Below are 15,810 nucleotides of genomic sequence, written 5' to 3'. Positions count from 1 at the left end.
CCATCGCCTTCATTTGGAGGAGTTACGGGAACAGGCGGCACACCTCGCCGCGAAGATCGCGCGCGGTCTGCACGTCGCCGGGCAGCGCGGTTGAGAAGCGGACGTAGCGCGGCTCGGACGAGGTAAAGCGCGGCCAGCGCGGCAAGCCTGGTCCGTTGGGATCGCCGGTCCTGGCGAAATTCGCCCAATAGCGGGTCATCAGTGCCGACAGACGGCGATCGGCGTCGGTGTAGGGCGCGCCGGAAAACCCGGTCGGCGACAGCGTGCCGAAGACATAGGGCGCCTCGACCGAATGCGCCGCGCCTTGCGCCTCGCGGCCGGGGACCGACTGTTCGAACTGATATTGCCATGTCGGGAGACCCCGCCCCGCCGCGCGCGAAACCGCAGCGACCGCGCCGCAGCGAAACGTCACGTCGGTCGCAAACTGCTGGGCGGCGGTACCCAGTACCGGATCGTCACCGTTCGCTCGGTAACGGGCAAGCGCGGCATCGGCGTTGTGGCCAAAGGCTTGCCGGACGGCCGCGTCGAAGTCCGGCTCGGCGACGACGCCCAGCGCTTCGCGCGCGTTGCTGCCGATCAGCAGTGGCACTTTGGGAGCGGCCGGGTCGGCCAGGACGGTCATCGGCGCGCGAGGCAGGACATAGCCGTCGATCACAGGCCCGAACCGCACCGCCCCGCGCGGAGCGGCGTCGACGAGTGCTCCGACCGCGGCAGTGTCGAGTGCGGCGAGCGCCGCGATGCCCCCCTCGCCGGCCAGCGCCGCGCCGGTGCGCTCCGCCTGCGCCAGCGGCACAGGTGCGATCGCTTCGCGCGCGGCACCGCTCTGGATGATGGCGCGCGCGAACAGGCCGTGGGCGCGTGGCGATGCTACGAGGTCGAGCACGCTCGCGCCGCCCGCCGATTGACCGAAGATCGTGATGTTCGACGGGTCACCGCCGAATGCCGCAATGTTCGCGCGAACCCAGCGCAGCGCCGCAATCTGGTCTTCCAGCCCGAAATTACCGGACGAGCCGTGCGGCGACCTTTTGGTCAGGTCCGGATGCGCCAGGAAGCCGAAGACGCCCAGCCGATAGTTGATCGTGACCAGCACGATCCCCTGCGCGGCAAAGCGTGACCCGTCGAAGGTCGGGCTGGTGCCGGAGCCGTTCACGAAGCCGCCGCCATGGATCCACAGCATCACCGGGCGCCGCATATTCGACGACGACCGGCCGGCGCCGGGGGTCCAGACATTGAGGTACAGGCAATCCTCGCGGCTGATGCCCGACACCGCGGTCATCCCGCGCAGCGCGGCTTGCGCACAGGGCGGGCCATAGCTGTCGGCCGACCGTACACCGCTCCAGCCCGGGGCCGGCTCGGGCGAACGCCATCGTTTCGCGCCGATCGGCGGAGCGGCATAGGGAATCCCCTTGAACACCGTGCCATCGGCGCCCGCGACACCTTGGACGATCCCACCTGCGGTGCGAACCTGTGGCGGCGTCTGACCCGTCGCTGCCGTCGACGACAGCAGACACGCGATCCCCGCCGCCAGAGTGCGATACCCCGACGCCATGGCCTTTTTCCTTCAAGGAAAAGGCCGCCGGCAACAGGGTCGCCGGCGGCCTTCGATCAGAAGCTCAGTCGGACGCCAACCCGGTAGGATCGACCCAGCAGGTCGTAATAGGCGTTGTTGTTGATGGCCGGCAGCGGCGGTTCCTGGTTGGTCAGGTTGTTGACCGTCAGGTAGAATTCGTTCCGCTTCTGCTGCGTGCCGAAATTGTAGCTCATGTTGAAATTGGCGTAGCCGATCGCCGGAATGATGTTGTTGTTGATGCTGTTGACCAGTGTCGGACTGTAGCCGTCCTGATCCGGGCCGATCTGTGCATTGTTCTGGCGGCTGCGGCTGATCCAGCGGAACTGGACCGACGTCTCGAAGCGACTGCCGCGATAGGCGATCGTCGAATTGACCAGCCACTTGGGCAGGCCGGCCGTACCGCCGAACAGCGCGCCGGTCTGTCCGGCCCGGTTCACGCCGTTCGGGAACAGCGCGGAGATGTCGAAGGTCGAGCGATATTCCATGACGTGGGTCGCCTGTGCCGACAGCGAGAGGCGGCCGTCCGCGCCTTCGAAAATCTCGTCGAGCGGCTGGGCGTAGGACAGACCGAAATCGAGGCCCTTGGTCCGGAATTCCGCGAAGTTGGCGTTGTTGGACACGACGCTCAGCACCGCGCCGTTCGTCGGATCGTTGTTGGCGAAGGTGATCAGCGAACAGAACGGGCTGCTCAGGTCGGCCACACCCGTCCCGATGCAGTTGGTCAGTGCCGTACCCGCTGCCGTCGCGCCGATCGCCTGTCGGATGCTGATCTTGTAATAGTCGACCGATGCCTGCAGCCGGTTCATGAACCGCGGGTTGAACACGGCGCCGAAGCTGGTCGTCCGCGCGATTTCCGGCGTCAGGTTGACGTTGCCGCCCGTGACCACGTCATAGGCATAGGCGGCCGAGTTCGCGAAGGCCGGGCGGCGATCCGAGAAGATCGGCCGGGGAACGGTCGCGACCGATGCGGTGAACAGCTCGGTCAGGCTGGGCGCGCGAATGTCGCGCGACAGCGTGCCGCGCAGCATGATGTCGGGGATCGGCTTCCACGTCAGGCCGGTCTTCCACGTCGTCACGCTGCCCGAGACGCTGTAGTCGGTAAGACGGATCGCGCCGTTGAAATCGAGCGGACCGAGCGCCCAGTCCTTCGCCATCAGCGGGATGATCGTCTCGAGATAGGCTTCCTTCACCGACTGAGCCGCCGGCGCGAAGTTGCGCGGCGCGCGCGCCATGAACGACCCCGCCTGGCTTAACGCGTCGACGGTCGTCACGAACGTCTCGCGACGATATTCGCCGCCGATACCGACCGACACCGGCCCGGCCCACAGCGCGAAGGGCTCGCCGTTCAAATTCGCGGCGATTTCCGTCAGCGAGGTGTTGGCCAGCGCGTTCGAGGTGCCGAAGGCATAGGCATAGGCCTCCGGCGAGTAGCTGGCGCGGCCGAGGATGTTGATCGGCTGACATCCCGCCGCCCGCGCCGTGGCGTTCGCGCAGACCACCTGGCCGTTGAGCGTGGTCGCCGCGATCGCGTTCAGGAAGTTCGCGGTGATCGGAACGTTGGACGTGACCTGACGGCTTTCGTTCTCGCCATACTGGCCGGTGATGTCCCAGTGCCAGCCTTCGCCGAATTCGCCCTTCAAGCCGCCCGAGACGCTATACGTCTTGCTGGTCGTGTTCAGGACGGGCGGGCCGAAGTCGTTGCCCAGATAGCCGATCGTCAGCCCCGAGGCCGGCACCAGCGCGAACTGCGCCGGGGTGAGGGCGGCCTGAAGATAGGGGTTGTCGCGCCCGATGGTCAGGAACGAGGTCGTACCACCGGTCGCCGCGCGGATCTGGGCGGAGATGTTCTGCGTCTCGACATTGGAATACAGACCGCGCGCCCACAGCACGACCGTGTCGCTCAGATCGTATTTGACGTGGCCCAGGAAGTTATAGCGCCGCGTCTTGCCGCGCAGCACCTGGTACGGGAACACGTTGCTGCCCCCGACCATGTTGGTGCCGATCTGCCCCTGATACAGCCCCGCGGCGAACGGCGCGGTGGTGACGGCGCCGTTGCTGCCCACCACGAACTGCAGGTTGCGCAGCGCCGCCGGGTTGCTACTCGCCGTCGGGGTGATCAGCCCGCCGGTGGTGAGCACGCCGAAGATCACATTGTCGGTGACCAGGTTCGCCGGCAGGCCGGCCGCGCGGTTGGTCGGCAGCGACACAGTGCTGACGTTGCGGCGCCCCCACGGGCGATCGGTGTTGAACAGTCCGGTGCCGGCGTTGTCGTTGAATTCGCCGCCGACCACGATATGCCCGCGTCCGCCGCCGAACGACGTCCCGCCGGCCAGCGAGAGAAAGATGTCGCGGGCGTCGTTATACTCGGTGATCCCCGACTGCGCGGTGGCGCGAACGCCGGTCAGGTCGGTGTTCAGCTGAAGGTTGATGACGCCGGCGATCGCGTCGGAACCATAGGCCGCCGACGCACCCCCGGTCACGACGTCGGCGCGGGCGATCAGCGCGGAGGGGATGAGGTTCAGGTCGGTCGCGCCGGCGATCGTGGCACCCGGCAGGTTGACGGCGGGCAGGCGCATGCGATCGAGCAGGACCAGCGTACGCGTCGGGCCGAGGCCGCGCAGGTCGACATTGTTCGCACCGGCATTACCGATACCACCGCTCTCGGGCGCCTGCGTGCGGCGGAAGGACGGGATTTCGTTCAGAACGTCGGCGACGTTGACGGCCGCACGCTGGCGAAAGACCTCTTCCCCCACGACGACGGTCGGGGTCGGGGCGACGAAGCCGGTGCGCTCGATGCGCGATCCGGTGACGACGATGTCCTGCTCGGTGGCGGCCGTTCCATCCGTTACGGTATCGGCCGTCGCGGCCTGCGGTGCGGTCACGGCATCGGCCGGAGTGGCCTGACGCGGCGTATCCTGCGCGACGGCCGGCGCGGCCATGATCGTGAGCGCGCTGCTTGCCAGCAGGCCGCACATATGGGTCATCGAAAAGCGCATCATGATCCCCTCCCGGGCGCCACGACCTCGTGGACGTTGATTATTGGTTTGACCAGACCGTATCACCTCGCATTCGTCCAACAGATATTTTTTATCAGTATGTACAAATGGCACAAATATCTAAAAATATCGCCCTGTTTGCAACGCGTTATAGACTTGCTGCGCGCAGAAAACGGTAGCTGCGCATGAAAGTTTTGTCACTCCAGTCGGTTGTCGTTGTGATTTCGGTCAGGCCAATGCATGATCGGCCGACCTTGAGAGGATAGACATGCGCGCGATCACGATCGTTCTCGCCACGCTCGGCCTGGCTTACGCGGCAGCAGCCAGTGCAGCGCCCGACCCCGGATCACCGACCGTGACGACCGCCGCCGGACGCATCGAGGGGATCGGGGCGCCGGGCGGGGTCAGCGCCTTCCTCGGCATCCCCTATGCGGCGCCGCCGGTCCGCGAATTGCGCTGGCGCGATCCCCAGCCCGCCGTACGCTGGACGGGCACGTATCACGCCGACCGCCTGCCGCCGCAATGCATCCAGCCGCTGCGCGCTGGTGAGACCAATCAATATCCCGGCGCCGACGTGACCAGCGAGGACTGCCTGTACCTGAACGTCTGGACGAAACCGGGACTGCGCAAGGCGCCGGTCGTCGTCTTCATCCACGGCGGCGGCTTCTTCATCGGCTCGTCGCGGATGCCGCTCTATGCCGGCGAGCAGGTCGCGCAGCGCGGGGCGGTGTTCGTCAACCTGAACTACCGGCTCGGCGTCCTGGGCTTCCTCGCCCACCCGGCATTGTCGGCCGAGTCACCGCACAAGACGTCGGGCAACTACGCCTTCCTTGACCAGATCGCCGCGCTGAAATGGGTGAAGGCGAATATCGCGCGCTTCGGCGGCGATCCCGACAACGTCACCATCGCAGGCCAGTCGGCGGGGTCCATGTCGGTACTCGCGCTGCAGGCGAGCCCGCTCACCCGCGGACTGTTCCAGCGGGCAGTCGGCATGAGCGGCGCCTTGCTCGGATCGGGCGGTCCCGGCGCGATGCGGCCGCTGGCCGATGGCGAGCGCGAGGGCGCTCGGTTCCTCGATCTGATGAAGGCGAAATCACTTGCCGCGCTCAGGCTGATGCCCGCCGACCGGCTGGTCGTGCCGCGCGTGCCCGGCAGCCCATCGGTCGGACCGATCCAGGACGGCTATGTCCTGCCCACACCGGTCGAACAGGCGTTCGCGGACCGTCGCCAGAACGACGTGCCGCTGCTGCTGGGCTTTGCCCGCGACGAGAGCCTGGGCGGGATGGGACCGGTCAAGGATCTGGCCGACTATCGCGCCCGTGTCGCCGAACGCTTCGGCACGCGCGCGGAGCAGTTCCTGACGCTCTATCCGGCCGCGACCGATGCGGAGGCACGCGAGCAGGCGCGCCTGGCCGACCGCGACGCGACGATGGTGGGCGCGATGAAGAGCTGGGCGACCCTCCAGACGCGCTACGGGACGGCCCCCGTCTACAGCTATATGTTCGCGCGGCCGCACAGCTATGTCCCCGGAGTAACCTTTCCCGATCTCGATCCGGCGACGGCGGGCGCCTATCACACGTCCGAAGTCCCCTATTGGCTCGGTACGCTCGACAGCTTCAACCTCTATCGGAAGACGCGGGCGTGGACGCCGGCCGATCGCGCGTTCAGTGCCACGATGACCGACGCGCTGATCGCCTTCGCCCGGAGCGGTACGCCCGGCACCGCCTGGCCGCGCTTCGACCCGGCAGCGCCCAAGCTGGTCGAGCTGGGCCAGACGATGCGGACCGGCGACTGGCCGGACGAACGACGCCTCGCCTTCTTCCGCGACACGCCCGCGCCAACCCGTCCCGCGGGCGGCGCGCTTAGGGATTAACCGGCAAGCATCGCCGCTATCAGCCGCTGCGTTTCCAGCGCGTCGTGCGCGGAACATAGTGGCGAGCGGTCGTCGCGGATCGCATCGGCGAAGTCGGCGATCAGCGCGCGGTGAGCATCGTGCGTGAAGTCCATCGGCCCGGCACCGGCGCCGGAGCGCGTGTCGGCCACGACCTGCTCGCGCCGGCCGTCGACATAGGCGACGTCGAGCTGCCCCGCAGTCAACCGCGCGGTCGCACGCGTGCCGATCAGGTCAAGCGTCTCGGGAAAGCCGGGCGCTGCCGCAGTCGTCGCAACGATGCTGGCAGGCGCCCCGTTCGGCAGCCGCAGCAGGGCGACGACATGATCCTCCACCTCCATCCGGTGCAGCGCGGTCGTCCGGGCCATGGCATGTGCGACGGTCATCGGTCCGACCAGCGAACGCATCAGGTCGATCGCGTGGATCGCCTGCGTCATCAGCACGCCGCCGCCGTCCCGCGCCAGCGTGCCGCGGCCGGGCTCGTCATAATAGGATTGCGGCCGCCACCACGCGACATGGAGGTGCGCCGCCTGGATGGCGCCCAGTGCGCCGTCGTCGATCATCGCGCGCAACCGCTGCGCTGCGGGGCGGAAGCGATGTTGCAGCACGACGCCCGCGCGCAGGCCCAACCGACCCGCCGTCGCCACGATCCCCTCGGCCGCGGGGAGTGACGCGTCGAGCGGCTTTTCGATCAGCACATGCTTGCCTGCGTGCAGCGCCGCCTCGGCAATCACCGCATGCGTGTTCGGCGGCGTCAGTACGATCACCGCATCGACCACGGGATCGGTGATCGCCGCATCGATATCGGCGGTCACCGGAAAGCCGTGTCGCGCCGCAAACGCCTGCCCGCGCCCGACACTGCGGGTCGCGGCATGGACGACGCGGACGCGCTCCACCAGATCGCGCAGCGCCAGCGCATGCGGCTCCGCCGCCATCCCCAGCCCGATGACGGAGACGGCAAGCGGGCCGCTATGCGTGCCCGTCACTTGCGCCGGGCGCGCAATCGGGCGGTGGCAGGCAGTGGCACCAGTTCCACCGCCGACACGATCGGCTTGCCCGTCTTCGCGGCGAAGCGCAGGTCGAGCATGTCACCCGTCACATCGACCTCCACCCGCTTGACGAGTGCGGTCAGCGGCTTGCCCGTTTCGGCCGCAATATCGAGATTGGTGACGACCGGCTTGCCGTTCGCGAGCACGTCGAACCGCCGCGCTCCGGCCGCCAGCGACGGCTCCATGAACGTCAGCGTCACCGCATAGCGGCCCGGCGTCGTCGGGATGCGATAGGAAAAGGCACCCTCGCGATACGTCTGCGCCACCGCGGAGTCGGCGGTGCCGGCAACGACTTTCGGCTCGGGCGGCTTGCCATAGCCCGAGGAGGCGTTGATATCGCCGTCCGTCCCGCCATCGAAGAAGGCGTCCGATCCGAACCGCCCGCCCTTCGCCGCGGGCGCGACCAATGCGCCGCTGTCGATGCGGAAGACGCCGACCTGCGCCGGGTCGAGCCGCCATTCGACCCGGTCCTCGACCGCCTGCCCGCCGACATCGCCACGCGCGGTCACCACGTTGGTGCCGGCAGCCAGGCGGACGGCCGGGAACACGCATACCCGCTGGGGACAGTCGTTCGCGCTGGCGACCTCCTTGCCGTTGACCAACAGGCGGGTGACCGCGGCGTTGCTGTAGACGCGGACGTCGGCCGCCGGATAGGCGCGATCGACATAGCGCCGGCCGGTGACGTGGACGGTCGGCGCGTCGCTCCAGTTCGCCTTGTAGAAATAATAGGCGTCCTTGCGGATCTTGCGGTCGTAGCTGACCAGCCCCTTGGTGTTGATATCCAGCGCATCGCCTTCGCGCCGGACGGTCGTCGCGAAATCGAACGAGTTCCACAGCCAGGTCGCCCACAGATAGGGCTTGGTCGCCAGGGTCGCCCAGGCGCGTTCGTGGACATAGCTCTGATATTCCTCGGGCTGGTTGCGCCCGCGCTGGTCGACGTCGCCGCCCAGCGCATCGTCGCTATGGATCGTCGTCGCACCGCCCGCGCCATATTCGGTCAGCGACAGCGGCTGGCGCGGCCGCTTGGCATGCAGCTCGTCCAGGTGCGGGCCGAGATCGTCGGGCGAGCCGTAATACCAGCCGAAATAGCGGTTCGCCCCACCCAGATCGGCGGCCGGCGCGGTGATCGGCACGTCCGACGTCGGGCCGATGTCGCGTTCGCAACAGGTCGCCAGCGCCGTCGGCCGCGTCGGGTCCTCCGCCTTCGCCAGCGCCTGCAAATCGCGCAGCAACGGGAAGGGATCGGGCGCGATCCCGGCGCGGTTGGTGATGAAGAACGGGATCGACTTGCCGAAGTCGACTTCGTTGGCGATGCCCCAGGTCGCGACCGATGCGTGGTTGTAGTTCTGGCGGATCAACTCGCGCATCTGCTGCAGGGCATTGGCGCGCAGGCCCGGCGTCGCGCTCAGGCTTTCGCCCAGGGTCCACATCGACACCAAGGGCACTTCGTCCCACAGGATCAGCCCCGCGCGGTCGGCGGCATCGTGGATCGGCTGGCCATGCTGGTAATGCGTCAGGCGGATCGTGTTCGCGCCCATTTCGCGGATCGTCGCGACGTCGTCCTCGACATCCTTCGCGCTGATCGCCCACCCCTTGCCTTCGCGATCCTGGTGATAGCCGACGCCGTGCAGCCGCAGCGGCTTGCCGTTCAACAGGAAGCCGCGATCGGGATCAACGCGCATCTCGCGGATGCCGAACGCCTGGTCCACGCTGTCGAGGACGACGCCCGCCGGCGTCGCCAGATCGACGACCAGCCGATGGAGATAGGGGTCGGCGGTGCCGTTCCACAGTCGCGGCTTAGCGACGTCGAGCGTCACCTGCTCCTCGCTGCCCGCACCGGGGGCGAGGGTCAGCGCGCGGCGCGTGCTGGCGACGGTCGCGCCGGCGGCGTCGACCAGCCGGACGACCGCGCCCACCCGTGCCCGGCGCGTGCCGTCGTTGCGCGGGCGCAGGCGGACCGACACGGTCGCGCGATCGGTATCGAGCGTCGTCGTCGCGGCATAAACGCCCGCTCCGCCGCTATCGAGCATGTCGAGGTGGACGGCGTCGGTGACGATCATGCTGACCGGCCGATAGAGCCCGCCATGTACGAAGAAGTCGCCGGCGATCGGCAGCACGTCGGCGGTCGATGCGGCGACGGCTGGCTGGGTATTGTCGACCTTCACCAGCAGCGTGTTCGCCTGCCCCGGCCGCATCGCGGCGGTCGCATCGAAGCGGAAGCGCGAGAAACCGCCGGCGTGCGCGCCCAGCCGCTTGCCGTTCAGCCAGACCTCCGCGGTCCGGCTCGCGGCATCGAACTGCAACCAGATCCGCTTGCCCTGCGCGGTCGCCGGCGCGGTCAATTGCAAGCGATACCAGCCGACGCCCTGATATTTGTCGATCGTCTCCGCCGTGTTCAGATGGCTCGCGGGGTCTGGAAGATAATAGCCGACCCGGTTCCAGGTGTGGGGCACGGTGACCGGCGCCCATTCGCCCCCCGCCCCACGCTCGGCATCGGCCAGCGGGACGTCACCGCGATGGAAGGTCCAGCCGCTCTCCAAGGTGGTGGCGGGCCGGACACCTTGCGCGACGGCCGGCATCGACAGGCTGACGCCTGCCAGCAGGCACAGGGTGAATCGGGTCATGTCTCTCTCCTCTGACCCGGATGGTAGCCAGCGGCGGCCGGATTGACCAGATCGGATTTCTGGTATGACCTCTATGCGTCAGACCGATAGATCGCATTCGTCAGAGGGTATCGGGCACGAAACCCGTTGACGGCTAATCATCTGTATTCTGCCGGCTGTGCGAAAGTCGCTTGCTCGATTGGCGGGTACCGAATATCGGACTGACCAATTAGGCGAGAGGAAGACGCATGAATCGGCTCGGAGTTCGCTGGTGGATCATCAGCCTCGTGACGATCGGCACCGTCCTCAACTATCTCGCCCGCTCGTCGCTGTCGGTCGCGGCGCCCACGCTCAAGCAGAATTTCGCGATGTCGACGCAGCAGTACAGCTGGGTCGTCGCGTCGTTCCAGGCGGCCTATACCGTAATGCAGCCGATCGCGGGCTATGTGCTCGACAGCCTGGGGCTCCGGCTCGGCTTCGCGCTGTTCGCCATCGGCTGGTCCACCGCAAACTGCCTGCATGCCTTTGCCGGCGGCTGGCCGTCGCTGGCGATGTTCCGCGGCCTGCTCGGCCTGACCGAAGCCGCCGCGATTCCGGCTGGGATGAAGGCGGTATCGGACTGGTTCCCGCCGCGCGAACGCACGGTCGCGACCGGCTGGTTCAACGTCGGATCGTCGGTCGGCGCGATGATCGCACCGCCGATCGTCGTGTTCTGTATCGCGGTGTGGGGCTGGCAGTCGGCCTTCATGGTCACCGGCGGCGTCGGCTTCCTGTTCGCCGCGGTCTGGTACATCTTCTACCGCAAGCCGGAGGAGCATCCGCGCATCTCCGACGAGGAACGCGCGCTGATCCTCGACAGCCGCCCGGTCGTCGACACCACCGCCGGCATGACCAGCCGCGCGATCCTGCGCACGCGGCAATTCTGGGCGATCGCCCTCCCCCGCTTCCTCGCCGATCCGGCGTGGCAGACCTTCAACTTCTTCATCCCGCTTTATCTGGTCGAAGTGAAGGGCATGGACCTGAAGGGCGTCGCCGCCTTCGCCTGGCTGCCGTTCCTTGCGGCCGACCTTGGTTCGATCGTCGGGGGCTATTATGCGCCGTGGCTGATGAAGCGCTTCGACGTGCCGCTGGTCACGTCGCGCAAGATCGTCGTCGCCAGCGGCTCGCTGTTGATGATCGGCCCGGCGCTCATCGGGCTTACGGTCAGCCCGGGCATGGCGATCGCGCTGTTCTGCGTCGGCGGCTTCGCGCACCAGATGCTCTCGGGCGCGCTGATCACCCTGTCGGCCGACCTATTCCAGCCCGAAGTGGTCGGAAAGGTCACCGGCATGGCGGGATCGGCAGCGTGGATCGGCGGGCTCAGCTTCTCGCTGGTGATCGGATCGCTGGCCGACACCATTGGCTATAATCCGCTGTTCGTCTGTCTGGCGCTGTTCGACCTGCTGGGCACGATCATCATCTTCTCGCTGTTGAAAGACGGCGAGCCGCGCGTCCGGGCGACCGCGGGGGCGAAAGACACGCCTGCCTGAGGCCATCGTCGACGAACTGCTTTCGCCGGCAATATCGACCGTGTAGGCTGACACGTCCGTTCCTATTGGTAAGTCCCATGATCAAGACCGTCACCGCCAAGGCCGGCACCAGAAAACGTGCGGTTTCGCCCGTGGCGTCCGACACGCGGCTGTATCAGCGACTTGCCGGGCGCATCCTCGACGAGCTTGCCGCCGGGCGCTGGCGTGTCGGCGACCGCCTGCCGGCCGAGCGGGAACTGGCGCTCGAATATGGTGCAAGCCGCCCCGCGGTCCGCGAGGCGCTCATCGCGCTGGAAGTCCGGGGATTGATCGACGTGCGGGTCGGGTCCGGGGCCTATGTCGTCGCGCTGTCCACCGACGAGCCAGGCACGGGGTTCGCGATCACCGCCTTCGAACTCACCGAGGCGCGCCTGATGTTCGAAGGCGAGGCCGCCGCGCTCGCCGCCGTCAACATCGAAGAGAGCGAGTTGGACAGGCTGGACGAGCTGGTCGCCGCTATCGCCAGCGAGAATCTGCGCCCCGAAGTCACCGAGAACGCCGACCGCGATTTCCACCTGACGATCGCGGTCGCGACGCGCAACGCCGGGGTCGTCCGGACGATCGAGGATTTCTGGCGTCTGCGCTCGACGTCGTCGGAATGCGCCCTGCTGCATCAGAAGGCGCGTGATGCGAACGTGCGCCCGGTCGTGGAGGAGCATGCCGCGATCGTCGACGCGCTGCGGCGGCGCGATCCGGCAGCGGCGCGTGCCGCGATGCATGCGCATCTGACCGCGGTTATGAACCACCTCCTCTTCGCAACCGAGGAACTGGCGGTCGAGGAGGCCCGTCGATCGGTCGCCTCCAAGCGACAGCGCTATGCGATGAACGCGACGCGATAACCGTCCTTACCTGTCATAGCGTGTTGTCAGACCAATTAAAGCGATGCTAGTCAGATCCGGAGAGGCGACCGGTAGTTGCCTGCGAAACCGGGCGGGGATCAGGCACATGACGATGATGACGCAGACGATGCGGTGGTTCGGCCCGAACGATCCGGTATCGCTGGCGGGGATTCGGCAAGCCGGGGCGACCGGCATCGTCACCGCGCTCCACGACATTCCGAACGGCGAGATCTGGCCCGCCGACCGCATCGCCGAGCGCAAGGCCATGATCGCGGCGGCAGGCCTCGACTGGACGGTCGTGGAAAGCCTGCCGGTCGCCGAGGGGATCAAGACCCGCGGACCGGACTGGGACCGGCTGATCGAGAATTACCGTACCAGCCTGACCAATCTGGCGGCGCACGGGATCGACGTCGTCACCTACAACTTCATGCCGCTGCTCGACTGGACCCGCACCGATCTGGCGTGGGAACTGCCGGACGGCGCGCGCGCCTTGCGGTTCGATCCGGCCGACCTGGCGGCCTATGACATCCATATCCTGCGACGGCCGGGTGCGGCCGACAGCTATCCGGACGAGATTGCGGCCCGGGCCACCCGCCGCTTCGAGGAGATGGGGCCAGATGCGCGCGCGACGCTTGAGGCCACCATCATCGCCGGCCTGCCGGGCAGCGAGGAAAGTTTCGATTCCCCGCAGTTTCTGAAGAAGATCGAGGGCTATTCGACGATCGACGCCGATCGCCTGCGCGCAAACCATCATGATTTCCTGCGCGCGGTCTGTCCGCATGCCGACGCCCTCGGGATCACGCTCGTCGTCCATCCCGACGACCCGCCGTTCTCGATCTTCGACCTCCCGCGCGTCGTCAGCACCGAAGCGGATCTGGCGGCCCTGTTCGACGCCGTCCCGGCAAAGTCCAACGGCCTGTGCTTTTGCAGCGGATCGCTCGGCGCGCGCGGCGACAACGACCTGCCGGCCATCCTCCGCCGCTTCGGAGAACGCATCGGCTTCCTGCATCTCCGCTCCGTGCAACGCGAGGACGGCGGCGCCGTTCACGAGGCCGCCCATCTGGCGGGCGACGCCGACATGCCCGCACTGATGAAGGAGATTTGCACGCTGCAAGCCGCGACCGGCCGATCCATCCCGATGCGGCCGGACCACGGTCACCAGATGATGGACGATCTCGCGAAGTCGACCAACCCGGGATACTCCCTGATCGGCCGGATGCGGGGACTGGCGGAGTTGCGCGGCCTCGAGATCGGCATTGTCTCCGCAGGCATGTGACCCCGAACTCACCGCGGGTTTCTCCGTCCAGCGCGGCAGGCGCGGTTCGCCGTGACACCTGTCGACGACAGACGAGCCGGATGCGCGATTTCGTCACTGGCGATGGCATCACAGCAAGATGTACGTGCGGTCGAATGGCGAGATCGCCCAGCGAGGTCTTGGCCAAGTTGGATCAACCCATGCTCCCACGCAGGCCGGAGCACGGCTATGTATCCATCCCTTTGAAACAGACTCTTAGAGCGGTTTCCGACCGCTCTAGCTGTGGCGCGGGGTCGATCAGACGGTAGATCCTCGAAAGCAGTTTCACCAAAGTCACAGCTTTCGGCCCATTTTTGCATTCCCGACGCTAAGCGGTTAGGCATGCGCGGAAACGTGGCGTCGACGTCGCTTTGGAGAGGTCGGCCGAACCGGTTGGGGAGGCGAGGTTCAGCGCGGTGATCCTGCAATGAGCGGACAGATGCGAAACGCGACCGGCGGCCGGCGGGAGCGCTTGCTCGACGATCTGGCGTGGCGGTATGCCGCCCCCCTCGCGCGCTTCTTCGAGCGGCGGGTCCGCAACCGTCACGATGTTCCCGATCTGGTGCAGGACGTGTTCCTCCGGCTCAGCGCGCTTCCCGACCCGACGACGATCGCCCTGCCGGAAAATTATCTGTTCATCACCGCGTCCAACGTGCTGCGTGACAAGGCGCGGCGGGACACGGTGCGGCATGCGGATCAGCACGACGAATTTCAGGAAACTTCGCTCGAAGGTTCGGATATCACGCCGCAGCGCGTCTTGGAGGGTAAGGAAGGAATCGTTCGGCTTCGCGCGGCGCTGATGGAACTGCCCGAGCGGACGCGCGACGTGTTCGTCCTTCGCGTTTTCGAGGAGTGCCGGATGACCGACATTGCAGCCGCCATCGGCATCTCGCGGCGCGCGGCGGAAAAACATTATGTGCGGGCGCTCGCGCATATCGTGCAGGCGTTGGAGGATTGGCGCCATTCCTGACGACCAGCACACCGACCCCGCGGTGCAGGCCGCTTACTGGCACGCCCGCCTGTCCGGCGGCGGCGACGTGGACGACGATCCCGCGTTCGCACGGTGGCAGCAGGCGAATGCAGCCAACGGCGATGCCTTCGCTCGCGTGTCGGCGCGCCATGACGGCATCCGCGCGCTCGCCGATGCGCCCGAAATCCTGTCGCTGCGCCATCAGACCCTCGCCCGGCTGGCGATGAAGCGACAGGCCGACCGGCGGATGAAGGCCGCCACCGGCGTCGCCTTGGCGATCGCGCTGCTGGCGACTCCGTTCGTCGCCTTCCGGGCGGGATGGTTCGAGCCGACACGCGATGTAGCAGCTGCCCCGTCCGTCGCGGCGCGGGGCGAACAGACGTTCCGTACCGCGGTCGGCCAGCGGCTCGCCCTGACGCTGGGCGACGGATCGCGGGTCATGCTCGACACCGCAAGTCGGGTGCGGGTGAATTACGCCGGTCCGGAACGCCTGCTCGCACTCGACGAAGGGCAGGCCTGGTTCGAGGTGGCAAAGGACCGAACCAGGCCCTTTGTCGTTCGTGCCGGCGGACAGCGCGTCGTGGCGCACGGGACCGCCTTCGATATCCGGGTGATGCCGGGGCGGACCGAAGTCATGCTGGCCGAGGGCCGGGTAACCGTCGATTCCGGACGTGCCGGCGACGCGGGTGTCGCGATGCAACCCAACCAACTGCTGGTCGCCGCCGCCAACGGCACATTGGTCAGCAGGGTCACCGATCCGGAACGCTACACCAGCTGGCGAAGCGGCGTCGTGACGTTCGATCGCGTTCCGTTGTCCCAGGCCGTCGCGGAGATGAACCGTTACAGCGATACCAAGCTTTCCGTCGCCGACGCGGCGACCGGTCGGATCGTGGTCAGCGGCGGCTTTGCCGCAGGCGCGACCGATGCCTTCGTCGAGGCGCTGACGGTCGGGTTCGGCGTGAAGGGGCGCAGGGACGCCGCTGGCAATATGGTGCTGAGCGCGCCCCGATAAGGCGCGAGGGTTGGATTG

General features: G+C 67.3%; 10 protein-coding genes. 6 read left to right on the top strand and 4 right to left on the bottom strand.

Annotated elements, in window-relative coordinates:
• Positions 1-22: 22 nt before the first annotated feature.
• Positions 23-1,549, bottom strand: a complete 1,527-nt coding sequence (locus tag ACFSC3_RS01305) for a carboxylesterase/lipase family protein (RefSeq protein ID WP_380937954.1) — start codon at positions 1,547-1,549, stop codon at positions 23-25.
• A gap of 56 nt (positions 1,550-1,605) precedes the next feature.
• Positions 1,606-4,569, bottom strand: a complete 2,964-nt coding sequence (locus tag ACFSC3_RS01300) for a TonB-dependent receptor plug domain-containing protein (RefSeq protein WP_380937952.1) — start codon at positions 4,567-4,569, stop codon at positions 1,606-1,608.
• A gap of 265 nt (positions 4,570-4,834) precedes the next feature.
• Here ACFSC3_RS01300 and ACFSC3_RS01295 point away from each other — a divergent pair, with 265 nt between their 5' ends.
• Positions 4,835-6,439: a carboxylesterase/lipase family protein gene (locus ACFSC3_RS01295; RefSeq protein WP_380937950.1), complete on the top strand. Its 1,605-nt coding sequence runs from the start codon at positions 4,835-4,837 to the stop codon at positions 6,437-6,439.
• On the opposite strand, the gene ACFSC3_RS01290 is transcribed toward ACFSC3_RS01295, so the two are convergent.
• Positions 6,436-7,443 carry a Gfo/Idh/MocA family protein gene (locus ACFSC3_RS01290; RefSeq protein ID WP_380937948.1) on the bottom strand — a complete coding sequence of 336 codons (1,008 nt, stop codon included), beginning with the start codon at positions 7,441-7,443 and terminating at the stop codon, positions 6,436-6,438. The genes ACFSC3_RS01295 and ACFSC3_RS01290 overlap by 4 nt on opposite strands.
• Positions 7,440-10,130 (bottom strand): glycoside hydrolase family 2 TIM barrel-domain containing protein, encoded by a 2,691-nt coding sequence (locus ACFSC3_RS01285; RefSeq protein ID WP_380937946.1) that lies wholly within the window; start codon positions 10,128-10,130, stop codon positions 7,440-7,442. Before ACFSC3_RS01285 ends, ACFSC3_RS01290 begins: the two co-directional genes overlap by 4 nt.
• A 227-nt stretch (positions 10,131-10,357) precedes the next feature.
• Between ACFSC3_RS01285 and ACFSC3_RS01280 the strand changes: the two genes are divergently transcribed.
• The 5 genes from ACFSC3_RS01280 (at position 10,358) to ACFSC3_RS01260 (ending at position 15,792) form a co-directional block, all read left to right on the top strand.
• Complete coding sequence (locus tag ACFSC3_RS01280) at positions 10,358-11,638, top strand: MFS transporter (RefSeq protein ID WP_380937944.1); 1,281 nt, start codon at positions 10,358-10,360, stop codon at positions 11,636-11,638.
• A gap of 77 nt (positions 11,639-11,715) precedes the next feature.
• Positions 11,716-12,516 (top strand): FadR/GntR family transcriptional regulator, encoded by an 801-nt coding sequence (locus ACFSC3_RS01275; protein ID WP_380937942.1) that lies wholly within the window; start codon positions 11,716-11,718, stop codon positions 12,514-12,516.
• A gap of 106 nt (positions 12,517-12,622) precedes the next feature.
• Positions 12,623-13,792: a mannonate dehydratase gene (uxuA, locus tag ACFSC3_RS01270; protein WP_380937940.1), complete on the top strand. Its 1,170-nt coding sequence runs from the start codon at positions 12,623-12,625 to the stop codon at positions 13,790-13,792.
• Positions 13,793-14,249: 457 nt separating this feature from the next.
• The gene (locus tag ACFSC3_RS01265; protein WP_380937938.1) at positions 14,250-14,780 is read left to right on the top strand and encodes an RNA polymerase sigma factor; all 531 of its coding nucleotides are present in this window, start codon (positions 14,250-14,252) and stop codon (positions 14,778-14,780) included.
• A 22-nt stretch (positions 14,781-14,802) separates the two neighbouring features.
• A complete protein-coding gene (locus ACFSC3_RS01260) occupies positions 14,803-15,792 on the top strand; it encodes a FecR family protein (protein WP_380937936.1) in 990 nt (329 codons plus the stop codon).
• Positions 15,793-15,810 lie beyond the last annotated feature (18 nt).

It is taken from the genome of Sphingomonas floccifaciens (genome assembly GCF_042681125.1).
GTDB classification, from domain to species: Bacteria; Pseudomonadota; Alphaproteobacteria; order Sphingomonadales; family Sphingomonadaceae; genus Sphingomonas; species Sphingomonas floccifaciens.
Note: the sequence above shows the minus strand (reverse complement) of the source record. Positions and strands in the feature narration are given on the sequence as shown.

Bases quoted from the DNA above. Each gene is read 5' to 3' on its own strand.
- ACFSC3_RS01305 (WP_380937954.1), bottom strand. From the start codon at position 1,549: ATGGCGTCGGGGTATCGCACTCTGGCGGCGGGGATCGCGTGTCTGCTG.
- ACFSC3_RS01300 (WP_380937952.1), bottom strand. From the start codon at position 4,569: ATGATGCGCTTTTCGATGACCCATATGTGCGGCCTGCTGGCAAGCAGC.
- ACFSC3_RS01295 (WP_380937950.1), top strand. From the start codon at position 4,835: ATGCGCGCGATCACGATCGTTCTCGCCACGCTCGGCCTGGCTTACGCG.
- ACFSC3_RS01285 (WP_380937946.1), bottom strand. From the start codon at position 10,130: ATGACCCGATTCACCCTGTGCCTGCTGGCAGGCGTCAGCCTGTCGATG.
- ACFSC3_RS01280 (WP_380937944.1), top strand. From the start codon at position 10,358: ATGAATCGGCTCGGAGTTCGCTGGTGGATCATCAGCCTCGTGACGATC.
- ACFSC3_RS01275 (WP_380937942.1), top strand. From the start codon at position 11,716: ATGATCAAGACCGTCACCGCCAAGGCCGGCACCAGAAAACGTGCGGTT.
- uxuA (WP_380937940.1), top strand. From the start codon at position 12,623: ATGACGATGATGACGCAGACGATGCGGTGGTTCGGCCCGAACGATCCG.
- ACFSC3_RS01265 (WP_380937938.1), top strand. From the start codon at position 14,250: ATGCGAAACGCGACCGGCGGCCGGCGGGAGCGCTTGCTCGACGATCTG.